The organism is Phocaeicola sp. ICN-14070 (assembly GCF_037892625.1).
Taxonomy (GTDB): domain Bacteria; phylum Bacteroidota; class Bacteroidia; order Bacteroidales; family Bacteroidaceae; genus Phocaeicola; species Phocaeicola plebeius.
In genome coordinates, this window is sequence record NZ_JBBKBF010000052.1 from 1 (window position 1) to 19,958 (window position 19,958).

Here is a 19,958-nt window from a genome sequence, read left to right on the forward strand (position 1 = left end):
CACAAGGAAAATACAAGCACCAATAATCATCATTATTGACTTCTTGACATCCTGCTCCTCATTATTCATCTTGATATAGACAGAAACAGCACCAATAACCGCTACAACTCCAGCTATAGCATACACAAGTTTCTGGACGATAGGGATATATTTCTGAATATCAGTTGTTACCTGTGTCAATGCAGCCGTACCAGCAGATGTATCTTGAGCATATACACCAGCAACACAGAAGGTTAGAGCTACTGCAAATAAGAACTTCTTTGTAGAATCACTAATTTTAAAATTCACATTTTTCATACATTTGTTTATTTTTAACATTTTAATAAAATATAGATAATATAAAACCTTATCTTTCAATAAGGCAACTTCAAACTAAATTTTAATCTTTAAAAAATTGGTTTGTATTTTTCTGCATTTTCAGCCAAAGGGTTTGCAGATTCCCTAAGCATTGCTTTAATATCCAACACGCTTAAACCTCCATGATTGGTCACAGCACTAATCTGTTTTGCGGTTTCCATATCGGACATTTCCGGGTTATCATCCTCCGGACTGGATTCAGAAGAATCCGAAACAGAAACTGTTTCGGATTGTGCACCATTCATAATCGAAGATTCATCTTTTGGTTCTTCAGCAACATCTTCTGCCTGCACAGGGGGTGTTTTCCCTATCGTTTCAGCATAGATTTTACTTGCATCAACAGCCTTAAACTCGTCTTCGTCAATTTCTATATTTGAGTAATTTTGCTCCTTTTCTTCGGATATGTTTTTCTTACTCAAATCAAGAAAAATAATTATTCCATAGTATATTGCATAGGCAACAATAAGAACTATGAGAAAAGTTGAAAACGTCATATTATTGTTTTAAAATCTACTTTTGTTCTCTTTAGATAAGTCTTTTATGATTGGTAAATTGCGCTCTATAAAAGTGTCTATTACAGCAGAAACTATTGAGGATAAATTAGGTTTTCCACCCATTATATTTCTCAAATTTTCCAACTCATTTTTGAGTTCTTGCGGTATGTATACTACCGCTTTGGCAGAACCCTTTCCGTACTTATCAAGAGTTGTGCAAAAATGCGTCCACTCTTCACAATTTGTATTTTCATTAATGGTGATAGGATTTTTCGGAACATCTTCTCTTATTTCCTTAACCAAGTTAGTCAAAGAACCTATTCCCAAAGTCATTTTTTTATCTTTATCTTTTTCCATCGCAAAAGTATATATAATGTTTAAATTGCACAAATTATTCAATTAATGAATTTATTTATTCAACTATTTTTTTACAGCGTCTAAATAATGTGAGTAACATTAATAATTTGATCAAAACATGGCATTACATCTGCTTCTTGCCTTTTATCCAAGACAAATGTATTACTTCTCATTATGGAAGCCTTATAGGGTATTCTTTCCGTTACATATCCAAATCTCCTAAAAACATCGTCCGTACTTTGCCACAGCTCTTTTTCTTCTTTCGTACCCACCTTTGCATCAATATGGTTAGGAACAAAGAAAACTTCCAGTTTCATTTGTGAAACCTTCTTTTTAAGAGCCTCAATAAGCTGCACAAAGACACCTGTACTTTCCAAGCATTTTCTTTCATACTGGTATGGGCAAATCACATAGTCAGAATTAACAAATACAGGAAGCAATGTATTATCAGCCACAGTTCCCGGTGCATCAATCAAAACTACACCATCAAGTGCCTTGCATTTTTCCATTAATACATTAGCCTCTTCCTGCGTGTCAATATCAACCCCCTCTACATTATATTCCTCTTCTTGATCGTTAAATGCTGCCCTGTCAGATTTCCTTTGGCTCACAATACTTTTTTGCAAGTCAATATCCACAACAAGCACATTTATTCCTCTCTTAACAAGGTAATTGGCAAAAAGCATACATAAAGTAGTTTTACCGACCCCACCCTTTTGATTAGCAAATGTTATTACCATAATTATTTATCATTTAGTTCTGGCGAATCTCCCAAATCAAAATTTTCTGTAATCTCTGGAACAATATTCTTCTCGCTCTCTTTATCTATAACTTTCCCATTCAACAACAATTCGGCATTATAAGAATAGGAGGTAGTTTTGTCCGAAGAAGCAAAAATACCATAGACATACATAAATTCTGCTTTTTTATCAGTATAGATACAAATAGTAGTATCTTTTTCACCGACATCAAATTCAAGATAAGATAGATTCGGGTCTATATCCAGTTTTACCCTTTCCTTATCCTTATTATCGGTATAATATATATTTCTTACTTTATCTGTATTTATACTTTGCAAGCTAAGACCCAATGTAGGTTTCACAAAACTATCAGAAGATTTGCCTTTATAGGTTATTCTGAAACAATACTCACCAACTCCATTGCCCAATTCAGGATTATCTATTTCCGGATCATCAGAATTAGAACAAGAAACTGCCACCAAAGCCAAAGCCATTCCACATAAGAACTTTTTCATATACATTAATTTTTAGAATAATTACTGATTGCAAATATATAAACATATAATTATATACGCAAATAAATATATAAATATAATTAGCTTTAGAATAAAATATTCCATTTTCCAATACTTCTAAACCGAATAAGATAGATAACAGTGAAAAAAATCTTCGGATATACCCCATAAAGAGGTATACCCGAAGAACTTTAATCATTTATAAAAAGAGGAGTTATATTAGTATCATCTGTTTGAGTTCCTGAGGAACATCATAAAGAGAAAATAAAGTAAATAAAATTCAATTTAGATTATATCTACTTGATTATATAAAAACAGGATGTACAAAAAAAGTTTCTAACATACTTTATGTTTTCCAATATTCCCCATATTCTCCTTGGCTTAAGATTAAATTTCTGTTTATAATGAGGATTGATAAACCATAGACATCTGTCAACTATGTTAACATTGGATTCGGCTATAATGCCTTCAAATAATTCTATCGTAATTTTCGTTTGTTTTATAGATAATAGTTCTTTTATACAACCAGAATTTTCTCCAAACAACTTCAAGACTGTCTTATATAAGAAAGATGGGAGTAAATGTATAAAAGGAAGATGAGAAACTATTTTATTTTTACAGATTTGCTGATGTCCACCAAAAGGCATTTGCCAAGCAGGAAACCCTAAAAATATTACTCCATTTTCTTTTAATAATGACTTAGCCTTTATTAAAAAAAATTTTTTCTGTGAAAGATTTATGTGTTCAATTACATCATGAATCAATATAATGTCAAATTTATCTCGTATGTCAAGACAAAAAAAATCATCACAAATAAATTTTCCTGCTTTGTCTTTTCGCGAAAAAAAGTCTATAGCTTCATTAATCCGACTTATGCATACATCTATTCCTACAACAGCACAACCTTTCTGCGCAAAAGGGAGTAAGTTTCCTCCTTCTCCACACCCTATTTCTAACACTTTACTTGATGAAGTTATATCAATAAACCTCCCAAGATAGCTAATATAGAAATCTTGGGAGGTTTGCGCTGATTCACAGAAATAGGTATATCTATCCAAATGTCTGTTCTGCATACTATTATTTAGCAGCCTTTAAAGTTTCTACTTCTGCTTTAAGTTCCTTTATGGCTTGAATCATAACAGGAATGATAGCTGTATAGTTAATTAGTTTCTTTCCATCAGGGTCGGTTAAAACAACATTAGGCAAAACTTGTTCTACCTCTTGCGCTAATAATCCAATTTCTTTTCCATTTCCCCCTGTTTTAAACATACTTGCAGCAGCAGGGTCTGTATCTTTAAAACTATAGGTAACAGCATTCAGTTTATCAACAGTACTTAAACCATAATTAAGCTTTGCAATATCAGTTTTTGCTCTTGCATCAGAATAGTTATAAACATTCTGTACCTGGATGCTATTAAACCGACTTAATCTTGTATTATAAAACACAACTTGATCATAATGACTTGCAAGTCGAGTAGCTGCTGGAGTTACATCAATCTGAAAGAAATTACTTGTTTTTGATTTAAAGTACATACCACCTCCATATGTGGTAATACCGTAAAACTGCTCTGGTTCTGTATTACCTATGGTAAGTTTTCCATCAGAACGATACTTAATTTGAGCATTAGAAACACTTGCTATTAATAAAAAAGCAATAGCAAGTACACTACGAAACATTAAAGTTAGTCTCATAAAAATACAATTTAAAGGTTAAAAAAATCGTTATTTAATAATTTGTCCATCAAGTGTAACTGTAACAGCTTGACCTTGCTTAACATCAATAGTTCCCGGCTGAGCTTCCCAAACAATTTGAGCCGAGTTCACTGCTCTTGTCATAGGCTCTGGAGAATTAAGCTCCTCCATATCATTAGTACATCCACATAATGCTATGGTCAATACCGCATACAACGAAAATACTATCTTCATCTCTTAAATAATTAGTTAATTAATAAACTCTGGCACCAGTCATGTTGCAAATATAGCAAATTATTATAATAGTCATAATAATTCTGAAGAAAAAAATTACACCACGGAAATCAAGACAGTTCCATAACTAAATCTTCCACTCTCTGGAACAAGTAAAAGAATAGTTTCCCCCTTTTGTAATTCCTTAGTTCTAACCAATTCATCTAAAGCTACAAATATTGAAGCCGAACCCATATTTCCAACCCAAGTCAAATTTGTAAACCATTTATTTTCAAGCAAATCAATATTCCTCTCATCTATTTCTCTTAATAGTTCCTTATAAAAGAACATTGAAGACACATGAGGGATAACATAATCTATATCAACATCTTTCACACCATGCTTAGCCAAAACCTCTTCTATATGATTCACCCATAATTTAATAATATACCTTTTCAACAATCGTATATCCTGCTTCACTGCAAAGATAGATTTATCCATAAAATCCTTATTTTCAAACATTTTCCATGATGTAGTAGAACCATCTAAATTAAACTCTCCACCAGCTAACATACAAACAGGACATTCATTAGCATACGATTGCATATCAATCCATTCTATTTTAAACGATAAACCTTGATCATTGGGTTTATTTCCCAATAAAACCGCTCCAGCCCCATCCGACAACATAAATCTTAAAAAGTCTTTTTCAAAGCCAAAATAAGGATTCTCTCCTATACTATGACACTTTTCATATTCCGCATCATAATGCTTAGAAAGTAAAGTTGCGGACACTAACTCCGAAGCACTACAAATCGCATTTTCCTTATCCCCTACCGCTACAGCCAAATAAGCTATTTTCAACGCCTGCAAAGAAGTTAAGCAAACACCAGCCGTAGAGAATATTTCAATATTCCCCAATTCCGGCAACAAGCCATGTACCATAGAAGCATGAGACGGCAAAATTTGATCAGGAATAGATGTTGCTGTTGTCATAAGTTCCACATTAGCCAAATCTCCTTCTTCTTTGAAAATACCCCTGATTGCCATTGCAGCTAATTCAGCATTTGTATGAGTAATTTCTTGGTTCTTATTTAAAGCATAATATCTTCTTTGAATACCATTCTGCTTTAACACCAAATTCTTAACACGTGAGGGCTTTCCTTCTATCAGTCCTAAATACTCCTCCATTTCTTCATTCCCTATTGGATTATTAGGAAGAAAAGAACTTACTTTCTCAATAAAAACATCAATTTTCATTTTTAATCTTATTATAATATGAATAAAATAAAATTCTCAATCTATCAACATCAAGACCTAAATAAAGGCTATTTTCAAATGACAATCCTGAATATAAATACCTAAATGTCTGTGCCACTTCGTAAGCATTACAAGAGCTTTTTATTTCTCCGCTTTCAACTGCATGCTTCACTACTACTTCCCACTGTTTCAAACCACTTTCAAACATTTCAGTAACCTTTATATCAAAATTAGGATAATATTGTACTGCCTGATATAATAAATTAAAATATCCTCTATGGATATTCAAAATTCCCATAGAATGCATTTTAAACATTCTTGCATTAACTTTCTCCAAATACAAATCAATGAAATCGTACAATTTCCCTACATTTGTATTTATTGGTTTAGAATGAAAATCTAAAACATACCTATCGATTACCGCCTTGAATATAGATTCTTTTGTCTTATATTTATAGAATATTGCGCCACGAGTTAAACCTGTTGCTTCCTCCAATTTTGCAGTAGAAACACTTTCATAATTATACATTAAGAAGAGTTTAAATGCAGGTTCTAATATCCTTTCTATATTATAGTTTTTCATTTTTTATACGGATGCTAAATTTACAACTTTAATCACATAATATCAAACAATTTCTTAATTTATTATATTAAAAAATAAAAGATTCTCTTCAAACGGCAGGGAAAACAACCAGTACTGAACACAGTTCTTTTCCCTATCGTTACAGACACCTTTTCATCTTCCAGTTCCCGGTTCATCAAGTCCTGAAGAACATCATAAAGACACCATTCACTCCAGAGCTGCACAATCCTGGAACGATGAAAAGACACCTCTTATATATCTTTCATTTGTAAATCATCACACAATTTCATACTACTAATAACTTAAATCACCTAAATAAATTTCAGGTATTATTTCTGTATAATCCTCTGGATTTGGAACATAATGTATCGATTCTATTATATTGGATTCACAGATAACATCATATATCCATGCTTTAAAATCTTCTTCAACTTTTTCATTACAAGAGAATCTTTGTTCTAAATCATTACGGGCTTCATCTGTTAGAAATTCAACAGCAAAAACATAATCAAACTCAGGATTGAGCATTATAACGAGAGGTGAGATTTGCTCACCTACTCTTGGAAGATGTGGAAAATTCCAGTTTGCCTTTATCGACATACTCCTTTTAAAAAGAGAACTATCAATTATAAATCTTACATTCATACTTTATCTTTCATTTTATAATGTTTACATGGTTTCTTTCTCGGTGTGATTCGTCTTTGCAGTACATTACAATACATAGTGAAATTCGGACAAATCTCATAGTGTTTGCACTGGCTACAATGCCTATCATCAACAACAGGGAAAACAATATTGATAAACTCCAGCATGGTTTCAGATTCAAAATCTGATTCCATCTGGGATTTCAAGCAATCCTGCTTTGTCAAACCTGATTCCAAAATCAACTGTTTAGCAAGTTCTGTTTCATTGTGTGAACAAACAAGAAACTGAACCGCTACCCAAATACCATTTTCGAACTTTCCCATCACAGTTTTCTCTTACTTCATAATGCTTACTTTTCTTTTTTTACCTTTCGCGATTTGAGAAATTCTTTAGCAGCTTCTTGGTCCTCATGTACCTCTTCTGATACATAATATATTATAGCCTTTGAATTGTGAGGATTGTTTTTCCATTTTCTTCCTGTTGCATTCGGATTTACAACATATCCTTCTTTTGCCCATTGCAGAGCAGTCTGGCTCTTTTGATTCATCCTCTTTTCCCAGAGAACCTTACGATGCATTCTTGTCCGGGGAGTAATTACTCCGTCTGCACATACCAGTCCTTCACAATTGTAACCGGGGCTTTCCAGAAATTCAATTTCTTTTTGAATTTCTTTTATGCTCATTTTCTCAATACGCTCTCGATATTGGGCGATTGTTTCATTTGTCATATCCGCTGCCATAATCTTACTTACTTTCTATTCTTTCAGGTAGTTATAAATCGTTTGTATAGATTTAATGCCTGTTATGTTTTTGATGTCCTCAACAGAGGTTCCAAAAAGAAGAAAAGACACCTATATTCACAAAAAATTATCTTTTAAAGCCATATTTCATTTCATTACTCGCATTTAATTCTTCCGCATAATATTTTTCTACAAGTGAAAGTGCATCTATCTTATTTTCTTTAAATAATTGATAATCAGTTCTCGTAATAGGAACAGACAGTTGAGCTTCTCCACGGATTTCTGCATTGACAAAAAAACTATTGTTACGCTCAAATATTCTAATATCCCTAACTCCACTTAATTGTTCTTTTATATATTGGGCAATATCATGTGAAGTAACATTATAGATGGGAGATAACCCCTTGAATCCTGAATCTGGAACAAATCTACTTTCATTGCTTAATATTGCCAATAAATTTTTTGTTTTAAGTTTATACCCAGAGTATTTAACAGCATTACTTATAGATTCATGAATATCTAATCCACTTCTTAACATCGAATAAATATCATAGTAATCACGAAAAACACTTCTACGCAACATCGTTTCCATCTTCATAGCCATTATAGACATCATATCAGCTAATTTAATGTTGTTATGAAAATCTATAGGACAAGTAACCGGAGAATATTTATCGCAAGCATAAAAAGAAAACTTTACATCAGAAACATAAAATTCAACATGATCAATATCTAATAGATCACGTTTTTGTACATTGCCTATCGAAGAAAGTTGTTTCTCAATGTTGTACCAATCAACTTCCATTTTCTCTGATTTTGTTGTGCGCCATTTCATAAAATCTAAATCTTCACTTTGACGATGATTTAACTGCAAAGATAAAGCTGTACCTCCAGCTAAAACATAAGGTTTCAAACAATCCAATTTAGATACACTATCAAAAAGTTTCTCCGTTTTTAATGCCAATCCATCCATCTATACAAAAATATTTAAATGTTTTGTTTCTACTGTTTTTAGATATTGTTTAGGTCTTTTAATGTCAAAGTAGTACCAAGCTAAAAAAAGATTCAGAGAATAATAATACTCCCCTTGAATAGCCATTTGCTCTCTCCAAACTTTCTTGATCTTACTTGAAGGAAAAACACAAAAAAGTAAATCAATCTCGTGCATATCCAAATGTATCAACGTTTTTAGAATAAGTATCTCGTCAGATACCATATCAATACCTGTCATGTCATAAGACCAAAAACTTTTTTCTGCTATTAGCTTATCAAAAAGTATTCGCTTTATATCTTCTTTTTCTTTTTTTCCTACCATAATATATTGACGGTTATAAATATAATCGTTTTTTTTAAAACTGTATCATTATTTCATGATAATACAGATAAAATACAATAAATATACCAATCTACTGTTTCTTTAGATATTCCTGATAATTACATTCAATACCTTTTGCATGGCAGTCTGCCACATAATCGCCCCACCTTTTAGCCTCTGTCACATCGACAGGATGATCGGCAAAGTCTCTCATCCACGGGTCGATATAGGCATCGTATGCACCTCGATTGACCACAAAGAATACCTTTTCTTTTAGTTCCGGAACAGATTCATATAGAGGTGTATCTCCATACTTGGCGCATAGATCGGCTACTTCCCGGAGCATCTTCCCAAATTCCTTATATGTAGCAAAATCCTTTTCTTTCTTATCCATAATTCAAGCCCTATATTTAAGTGGTTAATAACACATTACCTTTATCTTTTAATATACAAATATATAGATATATATTGATATATACAAATATCTATATAATTATTTATATAATGCAAGGTTAACATTTGTTATCTGTACGGATTTCAAACATTAATTCCCATCCAGCATAGTTCCAAAAACAACAACAGGGAAAACAACCAATACTGAACATAGTTCTTTTCCCTATCGTTATAGACACCTTTTCATCTTCCAGTTCCCGGCTCATGAGTTCCTGAAGAACACCGCAAAGACACCATTTAGTCCAAAGCTGCCCAACCACGGCACGATGAAAAGCCACCAATATTCTATCTTCTCTTCTTTTTTAATTCATTATTAATCTCTCCTCCACTTAAATGTTCATCTTCACCTTGTATAATAGATGATATTGCGTCTATCAAGCTATATTCATCCTCCACGATTATATCTCCAGTAAATTTTGTATAACCTGTAGTCAAATTCAAATCATCAAAGTCAACAATGGTCTTATTTTCATCATCTATTAAAAACAACTTATCTCCTACTCGCATGACATTAAGCCCATTTTCCAAATCCACATGATTATTCAATGATTCTTCCACAGATTTTTTATAAAACTGCATATTATGAATATCATCAAAGCTCATTGTTATATGTTCTCGATCTATTTTAAATTTGGCAGACAAAGCAACAGCACAGGATTCAGAAGAGCAGCTATATTCCGAAGCCTTATTAGCTCTAAAATTATAAAACATTGCTTCCTTAAAGTTATCTGCAATTTTGCCCATTACTAATTTGCTACGCTTATGTATGACCTCACCTTCTTTATTCAGCCAAAAACCATATTTCTTTAATTCTTGATTCACATCTACCATAGTACAATCCTTACTGACTTCAAGCATTGTCTCTGATAATTTAACAGGATCGATTTCTCTACCCAACAAATTCAATAATTTATCCATATTCATAATCTCACCGCCTTTATATACGGTTCTCTCTTTATGGTCAATCAATGAATAACCATAAGGTTTATCATGCCCATCAGCTTTATGGAAAACAACTTCAATACCAAACTTCGTATGAAGAACACTGGATAATTCGTTTTGAGTTAATCCATTGGAATATTTATATAAAATAGCCTGTATTTGCTTCTTTCTATTAGAATGATCTTTTTGTTCGCTACTCCCCCATTCTATCATTTTTAATTCTTTTTGAAGCAATGTCTTTCCCTCTCTACATACTTCCATATAACCATCTTTAGTTATATTGATTTTGTAGCCCATAGATTCCATTATAAGGGCAAATTGATGTCTATTCTTATACTCATAACTCAATGCTTTCACAAAATCCGTTCTTGCTTTTGCAGAAATATCGTTCTTGGCGATTCGATTAATGACTGTTCTTGCTCTTCTTTTCTCATTACTATCTTTTATTTTCTTTCCGTCTAATCCAACCCTACTGGTAATTATATGAATATGGTTATTATTAGTATCTTTATGGAAATATATCAATGTCGGCAGACCTTCATACCCCATTTCTTTTAGCCATTGCTTACCCATATCCAAAAGTTGCTCCTTTGAATATTCCTTGCCTCTACAACTTATGGTTACATGAAATTGAGAAGACTTTATTCTATCATTCTTTTCTTGCCATAACTCGAAATATCTTTTATAGTCAGCAGCAGTATTATTAGTAAGCAAATCTAAATAGCCGAAATTGGAGGCTTCCAAAAGCTCTACTGCATTTTCTTTTACTTTCCTATCATTGTAGTCAATGGCATGAAAAGTTGAGCTATTTTGCAAAATTTTCGCTATCATTATTTCACTATCTTCTTTATAAGTTTTTCCTGCATCCTACTTAAATCTCTAAGCATAGCATTGAATGTTTGAATCTCACTCAACATATTATCTGAAAGATTTAGACTGCCGTTTAATTTCATCAGATTTATCACATAAGCTATTTGATTAAGATTGTTTCCTACCCTATCAATGCTCACTTTACATTCCCGGTAATAAGCAGCCCATTCATTTAATATTTCAATGCTACTTCTTCCATCTACTTGGTTATATTCCTGTACAGCTTTTACTACAAGTTTTGTCGTTGAGCCAACGATTTCAGCCTTACTTTTTATCTCTTCATATTCCGATTCTGTCAGTCGAATATGTAAATCTCTTGTCTTTTCTTTTGCCATAGTTGCGTCATTTAGAGTAATTGAGTTGCGAGATTACTCCACTCCCCTATCAGGGGCAAAGTTCGTTTTTGTGTACACAAAAACACAACTTGCAAGTTACCTCCGCATTTTCCGCAAAGATAATGCGACAAAAGGGAAAAACAAAACTCTTGGGGACAAAAAGTACTAATTTGTTTTTCAGAGAAAAACTCTTGGGGACAAAAAGTACTAATTTGTTTTTCAGAGAAAAACTCTTGGGGACAAAAAGTACTAATTTGTTTTTCAGAGAAAAACTCTTGGGGACAAAAAGTACTAATTTGTTTTTCAGAGAAAAACTCTTGGGGACAAAAAGTACTAATTTGTTTTTCAGAAAGGTTGTTTTCCCTATTGTTTTTTGGTTTTGCTTATTGATTAGCAGGACATTTGTTTGTTTATGATAGTCGAAGCATTTGTTTGTTTATGATAGTCGAAGCATTTGTTTTTGTGTTGAATTTTCAAGTTTCCTTTAATCATTTATAGATATAGTAGAGCCCAAAAATGGTATTTAAGCCATTGAAATCTAATTAATTACCGAAAATAACCAGGGACAAAAAGTACTAATTCAAGGGACAAAAAGTACTAATTCAAGGGACAAAAAGTACTAATTCAAGGGACAAAAAGTACTAATTTTCAGCAACATCGGGGACAAAAAGTACTAATTTTCAGCAACATCGGGGACAAAAAGTACTAATTTAGCGAAGAAAAAGGGCTGTAACAGCTATAAAACAGCCTTTCAGGGACAAAAAGTACTAATTTATAATACCTACTTTTTGTCTCTGAAAAGAAACAACAACAGGGAAAACAACTAGTATCAAACACTATTTTTTCTTCCGCCACTGTTTACTGCTTGCATACAGCATAGATTTTGCCGTTTTTAGCCCCTACAAACGATTTTAATAGATTAAATGAAGTTCTTATCGGAAAAGATTAGAAAAACGCAAGAGAGAGGATAATAACCTTTTTCCTCTCTCTTGCGTTTAATTTATAATCTTCCCTCGTCCGAATAACTATAATATTTATCTTTCCCTATTATTAAGTGGTCTATCATTTTTACATTTAAAAATTTAGCTGCATCTACTAATTGTTTTGTTATCATGTCATCATCAGATGATGGTCTTTCATTTCCGCTGGGGTGATTATGAATAAGAGCTAAAGCTACTGCATTATTCATTATCGCCTCTTTCAAAATTATGCGAACATCAACAATAGCTCTATCAATTCCTCCACTTGCTACCCTTATTCTTTTTATCATTTTAAGTTTTGAATTTAATAAAAGTACCCATACTTCTTCATTTTCTATATCACCTACTATTGATTGCATTAGATTAAATATATCTTCGCTACATCTGATTGATTTCTTCTGTTCATCACCTGACAAATTTCTCTTAAAAAGTTCTATTGCTGCCATTGCTATCTTTTGTTTGGCTGGTGTCATTCGTGCCAAAACAAAACGAATATCTTTACCGCTGTTATATTCCTCACAATTTTCACAAACACAATCATTGCCAATAAGCAAAGATACAAGCTCAGAGTTCTCCAACATTCTATACTCTGAATTAATTTCAAAGGATACTTTCTTCATAATTTTCTATTTTTTATACTGCCAGCTAAAGCAGTGGTTAATAATACATTACCTTTGTTTTTCGATATACAAATATATAAATATATATTGATATACACAAATATCTATATAGTTATTTATATGATGTAAGGTTAATGTTTGTTATCTGTACAGATTTCAAATATATGCAGTGGGATTACTGGAGAAGATGCAACGGCAGGGAAAACAATCAAGATAGGGTTAAGTTCTTTTCCCTATTGTTATTATCATTTGAGTTAGCGGTTGTGTTAGCGGAAGGAGCAAAGCGGAGTGAAGCCAACGCTGCCGATAACGAAAAGCACTGTTTCTTTCTACGTGGGGATTTGGTCGGCAAAGCCGGGTAATCCTCACATAGAAAGAAAATGAACGAAGTGAAGTCTTTTGAGGAAGCAATGGGCTGAACGGAATGAAACGAAGTGCAGTGTAGTCCTGCCCATTGTATCCGAAGCTTCAGCTACTCCCAAAAGAGACAAACCTTATGCTCTCGATAAGAAAACAACAGCAGGGAAAACACCAGTACTAAACCAGTTCTTTTCCCTGCTGCCATTAGACACCTTTTCATCTTCCAGTTCCCGGTTGATGGCTTCCTGAAGAACATCATAAAGACACCATTCACTCCAGAGCTGCACAATCCTGGAACGATGAAAAGACACCAGTCATTATTTTATTTAGGCTCATAAGAGAATGTTTCCCACTCTGTATAATAATATTCTGAATTACTTTCTCCAGCATAAGATAAATCCTCTTGCATTAATTGCTTATCTCCATCATATAAAGCTAAACAACATTCATCAGAACAAGCATAATATCCATCTAAATAATAACCTTTTTTCATTAGTTTACCACAATTATCACAGTATCTTAATTCCTCACAATTTTCACCTATATCATCAGACAAATTATGATTTTCATCCAAATCATGGGTTACCATCCAATTTATATCCTTTACTCTGAAAGAATAAATTTCTGAAAGCATTTCAATAAATGTATCACTATCCTTATTAAAGTCTTTTTCTTGTACTGCATTTAAACTAACTCTAATAACTTTACCATCTGAATACTCTAAAATTACAATTTCCATATTTTCTATTTTTTATACTGCCAGCTAAAGCAGTGGTTAATAATACATTACCTTTGTTTTTCGACATACAAATATATAAATATATATTGATATCACAAATATTTATATAGCCATTTACATTATGTAAAGTTAATATTTGTTATCTGTACGGATTTCAAATACACGTGGGGGGATTACTGGAAAAGGCACAACGGCAGGGAAAACAATCAAGGCAAGACTAAGTTCTTTTCCCTATTGTTATTATCATTTGAGTTAGCGGTTGTGTTAGCGGAATGGAGCAAAGCGGAGTGAAGCCAACGCTGCCGATAACGAAAAGCACTGTTTCTTTCTACGTGGGGATTTGGTCGGCAAAGCCGGGTAATTCTCACATAGAAAGAAAATGAACGAAGTGAAGTCTTTTGAGGAAGCAATGGGCTGAACGGAATGAAACGAAGTGCAGTGTAGTCCTGCCCATTGTATCCGAAGCTTCAGCTACTCCCAAAAGAGACAAACCTTATGCTCTCGATAAGAAAACAACAGCAGGGAAAACAACCAGTACTAAACCAGTTCTTTTCCCTGCTGCCATTAGACACCTTTTCATCTTCCAGTTCCCGGCTCATGAGTTCCTGAAGAACACTGCAAAGACACCATTTAGTCCAGAGCTGCGCAATCCCGGAACGATGAAAAGACACAAAAAATAAAAATTTATATATACGTTATATCGAATCTCCAACAAGACCAGATGTATTAGCCTCTTTCATTAAAGCAGTATAGCAATACTCACCTACATCACTTATTTCAGTGTAATGCTTTTTTACATACTCTCCAAGAAATACTATCTTAGTAATAATCTTATTCATATTTCCATTATCTACCAACCGCTTCAATTCAGCAGTTTGCTTCGTATTCATGCACAAATGCGTCATACACATTTCTGTGATATTTTTCTGTTTTAATTCAAGTTCTTCTTTTTCTTTTTGGCTCAACGCTGGCTTTATAACCTTAAAATTCAATTTATAAGGTTGATTTTCATTATCTCTATATACTTCTGCTACTTCAAACCAACAATTAGATTTTTCAAAAAGTTCTTCATACACTGGTCGAATAACTCTCCTGTACAAATCCTTATAGTCGTTATATTTATTCTCCAACTTTAACCACTTCCGAAATTTTCCCATATCAATAGAGAAACCACCTTTATTTTTCCAAGAAGAGATAAGCATATACAAACGAATTGTATATTTAGAAGAGGCATTAAAAGCTATTTCTTTTATAAATTGCGTAAATCCTTTATCCACATTAAGTAGGACATCCATAATCTCTCTCTTTATTTCAACAGAGAATGATCTTGAATTTTTTTTCTTTGGGATTAAAACGGAAGATATTAGTCCAGTACAATACCAAGCCTTTTCACCTGTTAGAGGATTTATTATATCAAAAGACACAGGGGTAGTTATCATTTTCATTGCAACCTCCCTTGCAATAGTATATTTATTAGAGGTAATTCCAAGTTCCCTATATTCTATATTGATTAAAACAGATTCTCTTTCTCCAAATAAATCAAGGGGAGTATTATTAATCACCTTACTTATATACATTTGCATTTTCTCTATTATCAAAATAACGATTTTCAGCTGAAGTACAGAGTAATCACTACTCATAGTCGTTATATAATTAGACATATTAAGCCAAGTCCTACTGTCGGGAATTACAATATTATTAGTTCTCTGCAATCCTCTTCTATTTTTAATCAACTCTTTCATATTATTATTTCTCCACTTTCATTTTTAACATAATTCCCATTCTTTATTAAATCCAATACATCTTCTACTGAAGTATTATCAGAAGCCCAAACAACAGAATATTCGGATTTGATTTCTTCTTTTTCCGAAGCCACACTCTCAAAGACTTTTAGATAAGCAGCCCATTCTTTTTTCCCAAAATATCTTTTTTCAATAAAATCATTTACCTGTTTGGAAGTCCAATCAACAGGTATGCTTATACCTGCATACCTGTTGATTGCCTCTATTTTAGCCTTTTTCCCTCTATACTTATTCCTATAAAGAGAATCTCCATCGGTCAATACTATTTTATTGCCTTTTTGAAACATCTTGTATTTCTTCACTTTCCAAATCTTTTAAAGCTGTCAAAAAATTACCAATAGACCTTACTTTTGAATCATATTGATTCTCTAATAAAGAATATTTTTTCCGAAGTGACAAATATCTGGAATTTAATTCACTATAATGGTTTATAATAAATCGTATAACGCCTGTATCTGTATTTTCTCCTACGATTTCTTTTAGCTTTTCCAACATCAAAATCTCTTGTTCTCCAAGTCTTAATGTAAATCTACGTTCCATATCAAAATAAACAATTTAATTTTATAGCCACCTCTTTAAAAAAAGATTTTACCTTAAACTCAATAAGAGCTATAATTCTTTTAGTAAAGCGTAAAGAAGTCATAAATATAGAAGTATATCCTAAGAAATCACAGAGTTCTCTTAAATCCCTGTACTTCAGCAATACAAATATACAACTTATTATTAAAAAATAGCATGAATAGCAAAAATCACTTATTGCGTAAGAAAAAATAAATCCCTCTAAAATCAGTATGTACGCAACATACTTAAAAAAAATCTTCATAATTTTCTATTTTTTATACTGCCAGCTAAAGCAGTGGTTAATAATACATTACCTTTATCTTTCGATATACAAATATATAAATATATATTGATATAAACAAATACCTATATAATTATTTACACGATGCAAAGTTAATATTTGTTATCTGTACGGATTCCAAAAGTATAGATAGGATTACTGAAAACAAACACAACAGCAGTGCAATTAAACTTTATGTTTTCTTTTTGGGTGGAACTGGAGAATATGGAAGAGTTACTGAATCATCCTCTAACTCACACCAATCTGGTATTTCGTCATCAACTATGACTTCAAGCCCAAATACATCTATTTTTGGGAAAATCCTCATAGACTTTTCACAAATGGCAATTACCTTTTGACGGTCATTCTCCGCTTCATATCTTGCGTAGAAAGGGCATTTGTAGCAAGTTGATTTTTTTAGTGTTTTCATATCTCCATTTCCGTTTAAATTGTTGCGTATGGGTCAAGTTCCTTAATCCGCTTGCACAAATAATCGAAGCGTTTCTTTGTAAGTGGTGTGAGTGTATCGAGGTTCTCGCCATCAAAATTCTCTCCAAAGATAATGTCGTCCACCCCTATGCCGTGATTGTAGTTCTCACGCACGCAATCACGCAGAATCCAAAGATTGCGCAGGTTCACCCAGTCTGCCGTTTTGTTCTTGATTCTGCTAAATAGCACAGCAGCTGTGTAGAGGTAGTGTCCGCAATGGTTGTAGTCATGCAGCACCAGCTTACCCATGTAGTAGATGTCGAAATCCTTGTTTTCTTCATCTTCCCTTGTATCGCAGTAGAAGAACGGAATATCTTTCAGACCGTCCCAATCAATGTAAGTTGTTGGTTTCATGTTTATTGCTTACCTTTATTTATCAGTTAAATTTTTGTTATAAAAATCAAGTGCAATTTCTATACGTGATAATAATTCTTTCACCTCATTCATAGAAAAAGAATATTCATATTCTTCATTATCTGTGATTATTACAAACCCTTTTAAAAGATCTTCCACTATTCTAATTTCTTTTTCAAAAATAGAAGTAATCCTAATTGCCTTTGTACTATAAGGTTTTCTTTTTCTTCCACTGCCAATCCTCACACCACCTCTATTAGAAGAAGTTAGTTTTTCAGAATCATGCAAAGCGGATAATTTTTCAACCAGCGAAAGTTCTTTCTTTAATTTTTCGTATTTGTACATTTCGTCTTCAGTAATAATTCCACCTTCTATCAGATGTTCATATTTCTTTTTCCACCTTAATAAATAAGTTTTTCTACTGTCGTACCGCTTCATAATTCATACCAATTAATTCATTTTTTTAAATCAATATATTCATTACCTTTCTTAGTTGGACGATAAACCACATCACCAAATGGTCCGGGTTTTCTTGTCAATAAACCATTTACTACCATTTCATCTAAAAAGGCATTAGGCTCACTATAACCACCCCATCCTTTTTTGCATATATGTTCTAAATGAATAATTTGTATTTTTGTTAATTTGATTTCCATTTTACTATCTCCTTTCTTTACGCAAATATATAAATATATATTGATATAAACAAATATCTATATAATTATTTACATAATACAAAGTTAATGTTTGCTATCTGTACGAATTTCAAACATTAATTCCCATCCAGCATAGTTCCAAAAACAACAATAGGGGAAACAACCAATACTGAACATAGTTCTTTTCCCTATCGTTACAGACACCTTTTCATCTTCCAGTTCCCAGCTGATGGCTTCCTGAAGAACACCATAAAGACACCATTCACTCCAGAGCTGCACAATCCTGGAACGATGAAAAGACACCATAAAAATAAATCAGAACAATACGAAGTTGTCGCACTATCCTGATTCAAGACACACCAATCTTACATATCTATCAAATACCTTATATAATATTATCTATATCAGCTTTGGATAGCCCTGTAATTGCAGCAATATCATCTAAGGAAAATCCCCTTTGTAGCATTTTTTGCGCCATTTCTTTTTTCTCTTCCATCTTGCCCTTAATTCTTCCTTTTTTCTCGGCTTTCAACTCGGCTGTTTCAATAGTATTTTTCCAATCCCTATACACTTTCAAACTATCCTCATAGGCTTCATATTGTTCTTTTGTAAATTTTGCTATTTCAGCAGCCTCGAATAGTTTAGTAAACACTCTTTCCTGCAATGCCTCTGGACGGCTCATTAAACGGGATAGATTTCTTAAAACAAAAAGCCATTTGTCAAACATATCCCTTAATTCGTTTTCCCTCTTGTTGAATTTCGGCATTTCAAGATAAATAAAAGTAAGTTTATCATAAAAAACTTCCTTAGTTATCATATCCACTAATTTCACTTCGTGGTGATAATAGTTATTACAACTATCATCAAAAGTAAAATTTAAAATGCCAATAACATAAACCGCTTTTAAATGATAATTCCATTCACCTTTCTGCCCCTGCTCTCGAATTGGAAAAGTTGAATAATATAAACTTCTATCCTTAAAAAATTGTTGTTCACCTCGCTGCATTTCAATTAATATTTTCTCCCCCTTTTCGTTTTCACAATATACATCAAACACAGCTTTTCTATCACTTTCAGAAGTGCCCAAATGTTCAGAATTTAAATAAGCCAAATCCTTTATAACCTCTTTTCCACCTAAAAGACTATTAACAAAACTAATAAGTAACTCTTTGTTCATTTCAGTTCCAAAAAGAATTTTAAAGCCGAAATCGGTATAAGGATTCACATATCTATCTCTTTCTAATTTATCTGTCATAGTCTTTATTTTTTATACTGCCAGCTAAAGCAGTGGTTAATAACACATTACCTTTATCTTTTAATATACAAATATATAGATATATATTGATATATACAAATAACAATATAGATATTTGCATGATGCGAAGTTAATATTTGTTATCTGTACGGATTTCAAACATTAATTCCCATCCAGCATAGTTCCAAAAACAACAATAGGGAAAACAACCAATACTGAACATAGTTCTTTTCCCTATCGTTACAGACACCTTTTCATCTTCCAGTTCCCAGCTGATGGCTTCCTGAAGAACACCATAAAGACACCATTCACTCCAGAGCTGCACAATTCCGGAACGATGAAAAGACACTAA

The 19,958-nt window shown here is 32.7% G+C and carries 30 protein-coding genes and 1 pseudogene; all 31 read right to left on the minus strand.

What is annotated here, in order from left to right:
* Positions 1-297 (minus strand): DUF4134 domain-containing protein (locus WKT20_RS13090; RefSeq protein WP_340417497.1); only part of this gene is annotated, 297 nt, incomplete at its 3' end.
* A gap of 89 nt (positions 298-386) precedes the next feature.
* Complete coding sequence (locus tag WKT20_RS13095) at positions 387-851, minus strand: hypothetical protein (protein WP_138273584.1); 465 nt, start codon at positions 849-851, stop codon at positions 387-389.
* Between the two features lie 9 nt (positions 852-860).
* The gene (locus tag WKT20_RS13100) at positions 861-1,208 is read right to left on the minus strand and encodes a hypothetical protein (protein ID WP_138273586.1); all 348 of its coding nucleotides are present in this window, start codon (positions 1,206-1,208) and stop codon (positions 861-863) included.
* Between the two features lie 80 nt (positions 1,209-1,288).
* Complete coding sequence (locus WKT20_RS13105) at positions 1,289-1,948, minus strand: ParA family protein (protein ID WP_138273587.1); 660 nt, start codon at positions 1,946-1,948, stop codon at positions 1,289-1,291.
* A 2-nt stretch (positions 1,949-1,950) separates the two neighbouring features.
* The gene (locus WKT20_RS13110; RefSeq protein WP_138273588.1) at positions 1,951-2,463 is read right to left on the minus strand and encodes a hypothetical protein; all 513 of its coding nucleotides are present in this window, start codon (positions 2,461-2,463) and stop codon (positions 1,951-1,953) included.
* 296 nt (positions 2,464-2,759) lie between these two features.
* A complete protein-coding gene (locus WKT20_RS13115) occupies positions 2,760-3,536 on the minus strand; it encodes a class I SAM-dependent methyltransferase (protein WP_138273590.1) in 777 nt (258 codons plus the stop codon).
* 4 nt (positions 3,537-3,540) lie between these two features.
* Entirely contained in the window at positions 3,541-4,155 is a 615-nt protein-coding gene (locus WKT20_RS13120; protein ID WP_138273592.1) for a tail fiber domain-containing protein, read from the minus strand.
* A 30-nt stretch (positions 4,156-4,185) separates the two neighbouring features.
* Positions 4,186-4,389, minus strand: a complete 204-nt coding sequence (locus tag WKT20_RS13125; protein WP_138273593.1) for a hypothetical protein — start codon at positions 4,387-4,389, stop codon at positions 4,186-4,188.
* A gap of 96 nt (positions 4,390-4,485) precedes the next feature.
* Positions 4,486-5,628 (minus strand): beta-ketoacyl-ACP synthase III, encoded by a 1,143-nt coding sequence (locus tag WKT20_RS13130; RefSeq protein ID WP_138273595.1) that lies wholly within the window; start codon positions 5,626-5,628, stop codon positions 4,486-4,488.
* Positions 5,618-6,211, minus strand: a complete 594-nt coding sequence (locus WKT20_RS13135) for a TetR/AcrR family transcriptional regulator (RefSeq protein ID WP_138273596.1) — start codon at positions 6,209-6,211, stop codon at positions 5,618-5,620. Before WKT20_RS13135 ends, WKT20_RS13130 begins: the two co-directional genes overlap by 11 nt.
* A 294-nt stretch (positions 6,212-6,505) precedes the next feature.
* Complete coding sequence (locus WKT20_RS13140; protein ID WP_138273598.1) at positions 6,506-6,856, minus strand: hypothetical protein; 351 nt, start codon at positions 6,854-6,856, stop codon at positions 6,506-6,508.
* Complete coding sequence (locus tag WKT20_RS13145; protein ID WP_138273600.1) at positions 6,853-7,179, minus strand: hypothetical protein; 327 nt, start codon at positions 7,177-7,179, stop codon at positions 6,853-6,855. Before WKT20_RS13145 ends, WKT20_RS13140 begins: the two co-directional genes overlap by 4 nt.
* A gap of 26 nt (positions 7,180-7,205) precedes the next feature.
* Positions 7,206-7,595: a hypothetical protein gene (locus WKT20_RS13150; protein ID WP_138273602.1), complete on the minus strand. Its 390-nt coding sequence runs from the start codon at positions 7,593-7,595 to the stop codon at positions 7,206-7,208.
* A gap of 349 nt (positions 7,596-7,944) precedes the next feature.
* Positions 7,945-8,568 (minus strand): annotated as a pseudogene (locus WKT20_RS13155) (nucleotidyl transferase AbiEii/AbiGii toxin family protein); the annotation flags it as partial.
* Positions 8,569-8,910 (minus strand): hypothetical protein, encoded by a 342-nt coding sequence (locus WKT20_RS13160; protein WP_138273605.1) that lies wholly within the window; start codon positions 8,908-8,910, stop codon positions 8,569-8,571.
* A gap of 91 nt (positions 8,911-9,001) precedes the next feature.
* Complete coding sequence (locus tag WKT20_RS13165) at positions 9,002-9,304, minus strand: hypothetical protein (protein WP_138273606.1); 303 nt, start codon at positions 9,302-9,304, stop codon at positions 9,002-9,004.
* Positions 9,305-9,648: 344 nt separating this feature from the next.
* Complete coding sequence (locus tag WKT20_RS13170) at positions 9,649-11,136, minus strand: relaxase/mobilization nuclease domain-containing protein (protein ID WP_138273608.1); 1,488 nt, start codon at positions 11,134-11,136, stop codon at positions 9,649-9,651.
* Positions 11,136-11,510 carry a plasmid mobilization protein gene (locus WKT20_RS13175; RefSeq protein WP_138273610.1) on the minus strand — a complete coding sequence of 125 codons (375 nt, stop codon included), beginning with the start codon at positions 11,508-11,510 and terminating at the stop codon, positions 11,136-11,138. The genes WKT20_RS13170 and WKT20_RS13175 overlap by 1 nt, the downstream gene beginning before the upstream one ends.
* A gap of 1,000 nt (positions 11,511-12,510) precedes the next feature.
* Positions 12,511-13,110 (minus strand): JAB domain-containing protein, encoded by a 600-nt coding sequence (locus tag WKT20_RS13180; protein WP_138273612.1) that lies wholly within the window; start codon positions 13,108-13,110, stop codon positions 12,511-12,513.
* 494 nt (positions 13,111-13,604) lie between these two features.
* Positions 13,605-13,781, minus strand: coding sequence for a hypothetical protein (locus WKT20_RS13185; RefSeq protein ID WP_171030153.1), 177 nt, complete (start codon positions 13,779-13,781; stop codon positions 13,605-13,607).
* A gap of 11 nt (positions 13,782-13,792) precedes the next feature.
* The gene (locus tag WKT20_RS13190; RefSeq protein WP_138273613.1) at positions 13,793-14,209 is read right to left on the minus strand and encodes a hypothetical protein; all 417 of its coding nucleotides are present in this window, start codon (positions 14,207-14,209) and stop codon (positions 13,793-13,795) included.
* Positions 14,210-14,904: 695 nt separating this feature from the next.
* On the minus strand, positions 14,905-15,951 hold the full coding sequence (locus WKT20_RS13195) for a replication initiation protein (protein WP_138273544.1): 1,047 nt from the start codon (positions 15,949-15,951) through the stop codon (positions 14,905-14,907).
* Positions 15,948-16,313: a hypothetical protein gene (locus WKT20_RS13200; RefSeq protein WP_138273545.1), complete on the minus strand. Its 366-nt coding sequence runs from the start codon at positions 16,311-16,313 to the stop codon at positions 15,948-15,950. The genes WKT20_RS13195 and WKT20_RS13200 overlap by 4 nt, the downstream gene beginning before the upstream one ends.
* On the minus strand, positions 16,279-16,551 hold the full coding sequence (locus WKT20_RS13205) for a hypothetical protein (RefSeq protein WP_138273546.1): 273 nt from the start codon (positions 16,549-16,551) through the stop codon (positions 16,279-16,281). The genes WKT20_RS13200 and WKT20_RS13205 overlap by 35 nt, the downstream gene beginning before the upstream one ends.
* Positions 16,552-17,045: 494 nt before the next feature.
* Positions 17,046-17,282: a hypothetical protein gene (locus WKT20_RS13210; protein WP_138273547.1), complete on the minus strand. Its 237-nt coding sequence runs from the start codon at positions 17,280-17,282 to the stop codon at positions 17,046-17,048.
* Between the two features lie 14 nt (positions 17,283-17,296).
* Entirely contained in the window at positions 17,297-17,695 is a 399-nt protein-coding gene (locus tag WKT20_RS13215; RefSeq protein ID WP_138273548.1) for an exo-poly-alpha-D-galacturonosidase, read from the minus strand.
* Between the two features lie 15 nt (positions 17,696-17,710).
* Positions 17,711-18,133 (minus strand): hypothetical protein, encoded by a 423-nt coding sequence (locus tag WKT20_RS13220; protein ID WP_138273549.1) that lies wholly within the window; start codon positions 18,131-18,133, stop codon positions 17,711-17,713.
* Between the two features lie 17 nt (positions 18,134-18,150).
* Positions 18,151-18,351 (minus strand): hypothetical protein, encoded by a 201-nt coding sequence (locus WKT20_RS13225; protein WP_138273550.1) that lies wholly within the window; start codon positions 18,349-18,351, stop codon positions 18,151-18,153.
* 84 nt (positions 18,352-18,435) lie between these two features.
* Positions 18,436-18,657 carry a hypothetical protein gene (locus tag WKT20_RS13230; RefSeq protein ID WP_138338647.1) on the minus strand — a complete coding sequence of 74 codons (222 nt, stop codon included), beginning with the start codon at positions 18,655-18,657 and terminating at the stop codon, positions 18,436-18,438.
* Between the two features lie 79 nt (positions 18,658-18,736).
* Positions 18,737-19,606, minus strand: a complete 870-nt coding sequence (locus WKT20_RS13235) for an Rpn family recombination-promoting nuclease/putative transposase (protein ID WP_138273551.1) — start codon at positions 19,604-19,606, stop codon at positions 18,737-18,739.
* Positions 19,607-19,736: 130 nt separating this feature from the next.
* Positions 19,737-19,955, minus strand: coding sequence for a hypothetical protein (locus WKT20_RS13240; RefSeq protein ID WP_138297510.1), 219 nt, complete (start codon positions 19,953-19,955; stop codon positions 19,737-19,739).
* Between the last annotated feature and the right edge of the window lie 3 nt (positions 19,956-19,958).

Bases quoted from the DNA above. Each gene is read 5' to 3' on its own strand.
- WKT20_RS13220 (WP_138273549.1), bottom strand. From the start codon at position 18,133: ATGAAGCGGTACGACAGTAGAAAAACTTATTTATTAAGGTGGAAAAAG.
- WKT20_RS13095 (WP_138273584.1), bottom strand. From the start codon at position 851: ATGACGTTTTCAACTTTTCTCATAGTTCTTATTGTTGCCTATGCAATA.
- WKT20_RS13165 (WP_138273606.1), bottom strand. From the start codon at position 9,304: ATGGATAAGAAAGAAAAGGATTTTGCTACATATAAGGAATTTGGGAAG.
- WKT20_RS13225 (WP_138273550.1), bottom strand. From the start codon at position 18,351: ATGGAAATCAAATTAACAAAAATACAAATTATTCATTTAGAACATATA.
- WKT20_RS13135 (WP_138273596.1), bottom strand. From the start codon at position 6,211: ATGAAAAACTATAATATAGAAAGGATATTAGAACCTGCATTTAAACTC.
- WKT20_RS13140 (WP_138273598.1), bottom strand. From the start codon at position 6,856: ATGAATGTAAGATTTATAATTGATAGTTCTCTTTTTAAAAGGAGTATG.
- WKT20_RS13115 (WP_138273590.1), bottom strand. From the start codon at position 3,536: ATGCAGAACAGACATTTGGATAGATATACCTATTTCTGTGAATCAGCG.
- WKT20_RS13145 (WP_138273600.1), bottom strand. From the start codon at position 7,179: ATGGGAAAGTTCGAAAATGGTATTTGGGTAGCGGTTCAGTTTCTTGTT.
- WKT20_RS13120 (WP_138273592.1), bottom strand. From the start codon at position 4,155: ATGAGACTAACTTTAATGTTTCGTAGTGTACTTGCTATTGCTTTTTTA.
- WKT20_RS13230 (WP_138338647.1), bottom strand. From the start codon at position 18,657: ATGGTGTCTTTTCATCGTTCCAGGATTGTGCAGCTCTGGAGTGAATGG.
- WKT20_RS13195 (WP_138273544.1), bottom strand. From the start codon at position 15,951: ATGAAAGAGTTGATTAAAAATAGAAGAGGATTGCAGAGAACTAATAAT.
- WKT20_RS13210 (WP_138273547.1), bottom strand. From the start codon at position 17,282: ATGAAAACACTAAAAAAATCAACTTGCTACAAATGCCCTTTCTACGCA.
- WKT20_RS13150 (WP_138273602.1), bottom strand. From the start codon at position 7,595: ATGGCAGCGGATATGACAAATGAAACAATCGCCCAATATCGAGAGCGT.
- WKT20_RS13175 (WP_138273610.1), bottom strand. From the start codon at position 11,510: ATGGCAAAAGAAAAGACAAGAGATTTACATATTCGACTGACAGAATCG.
- WKT20_RS13215 (WP_138273548.1), bottom strand. From the start codon at position 17,695: ATGAAACCAACAACTTACATTGATTGGGACGGTCTGAAAGATATTCCG.
- WKT20_RS13110 (WP_138273588.1), bottom strand. From the start codon at position 2,463: ATGAAAAAGTTCTTATGTGGAATGGCTTTGGCTTTGGTGGCAGTTTCT.
- WKT20_RS13205 (WP_138273546.1), bottom strand. From the start codon at position 16,551: ATGGAACGTAGATTTACATTAAGACTTGGAGAACAAGAGATTTTGATG.
- WKT20_RS13160 (WP_138273605.1), bottom strand. From the start codon at position 8,910: ATGGTAGGAAAAAAAGAAAAAGAAGATATAAAGCGAATACTTTTTGAT.
- WKT20_RS13170 (WP_138273608.1), bottom strand. From the start codon at position 11,136: ATGATAGCGAAAATTTTGCAAAATAGCTCAACTTTTCATGCCATTGAC.
- WKT20_RS13125 (WP_138273593.1), bottom strand. From the start codon at position 4,389: ATGAAGATAGTATTTTCGTTGTATGCGGTATTGACCATAGCATTATGT.
- WKT20_RS13190 (WP_138273613.1), bottom strand. From the start codon at position 14,209: ATGGAAATTGTAATTTTAGAGTATTCAGATGGTAAAGTTATTAGAGTT.
- WKT20_RS13180 (WP_138273612.1), bottom strand. From the start codon at position 13,110: ATGAAGAAAGTATCCTTTGAAATTAATTCAGAGTATAGAATGTTGGAG.
- WKT20_RS13100 (WP_138273586.1), bottom strand. From the start codon at position 1,208: ATGGAAAAAGATAAAGATAAAAAAATGACTTTGGGAATAGGTTCTTTG.
- WKT20_RS13105 (WP_138273587.1), bottom strand. From the start codon at position 1,948: ATGGTAATAACATTTGCTAATCAAAAGGGTGGGGTCGGTAAAACTACT.
- WKT20_RS13235 (WP_138273551.1), bottom strand. From the start codon at position 19,606: ATGACAGATAAATTAGAAAGAGATAGATATGTGAATCCTTATACCGAT.
- WKT20_RS13130 (WP_138273595.1), bottom strand. From the start codon at position 5,628: ATGAAAATTGATGTTTTTATTGAGAAAGTAAGTTCTTTTCTTCCTAAT.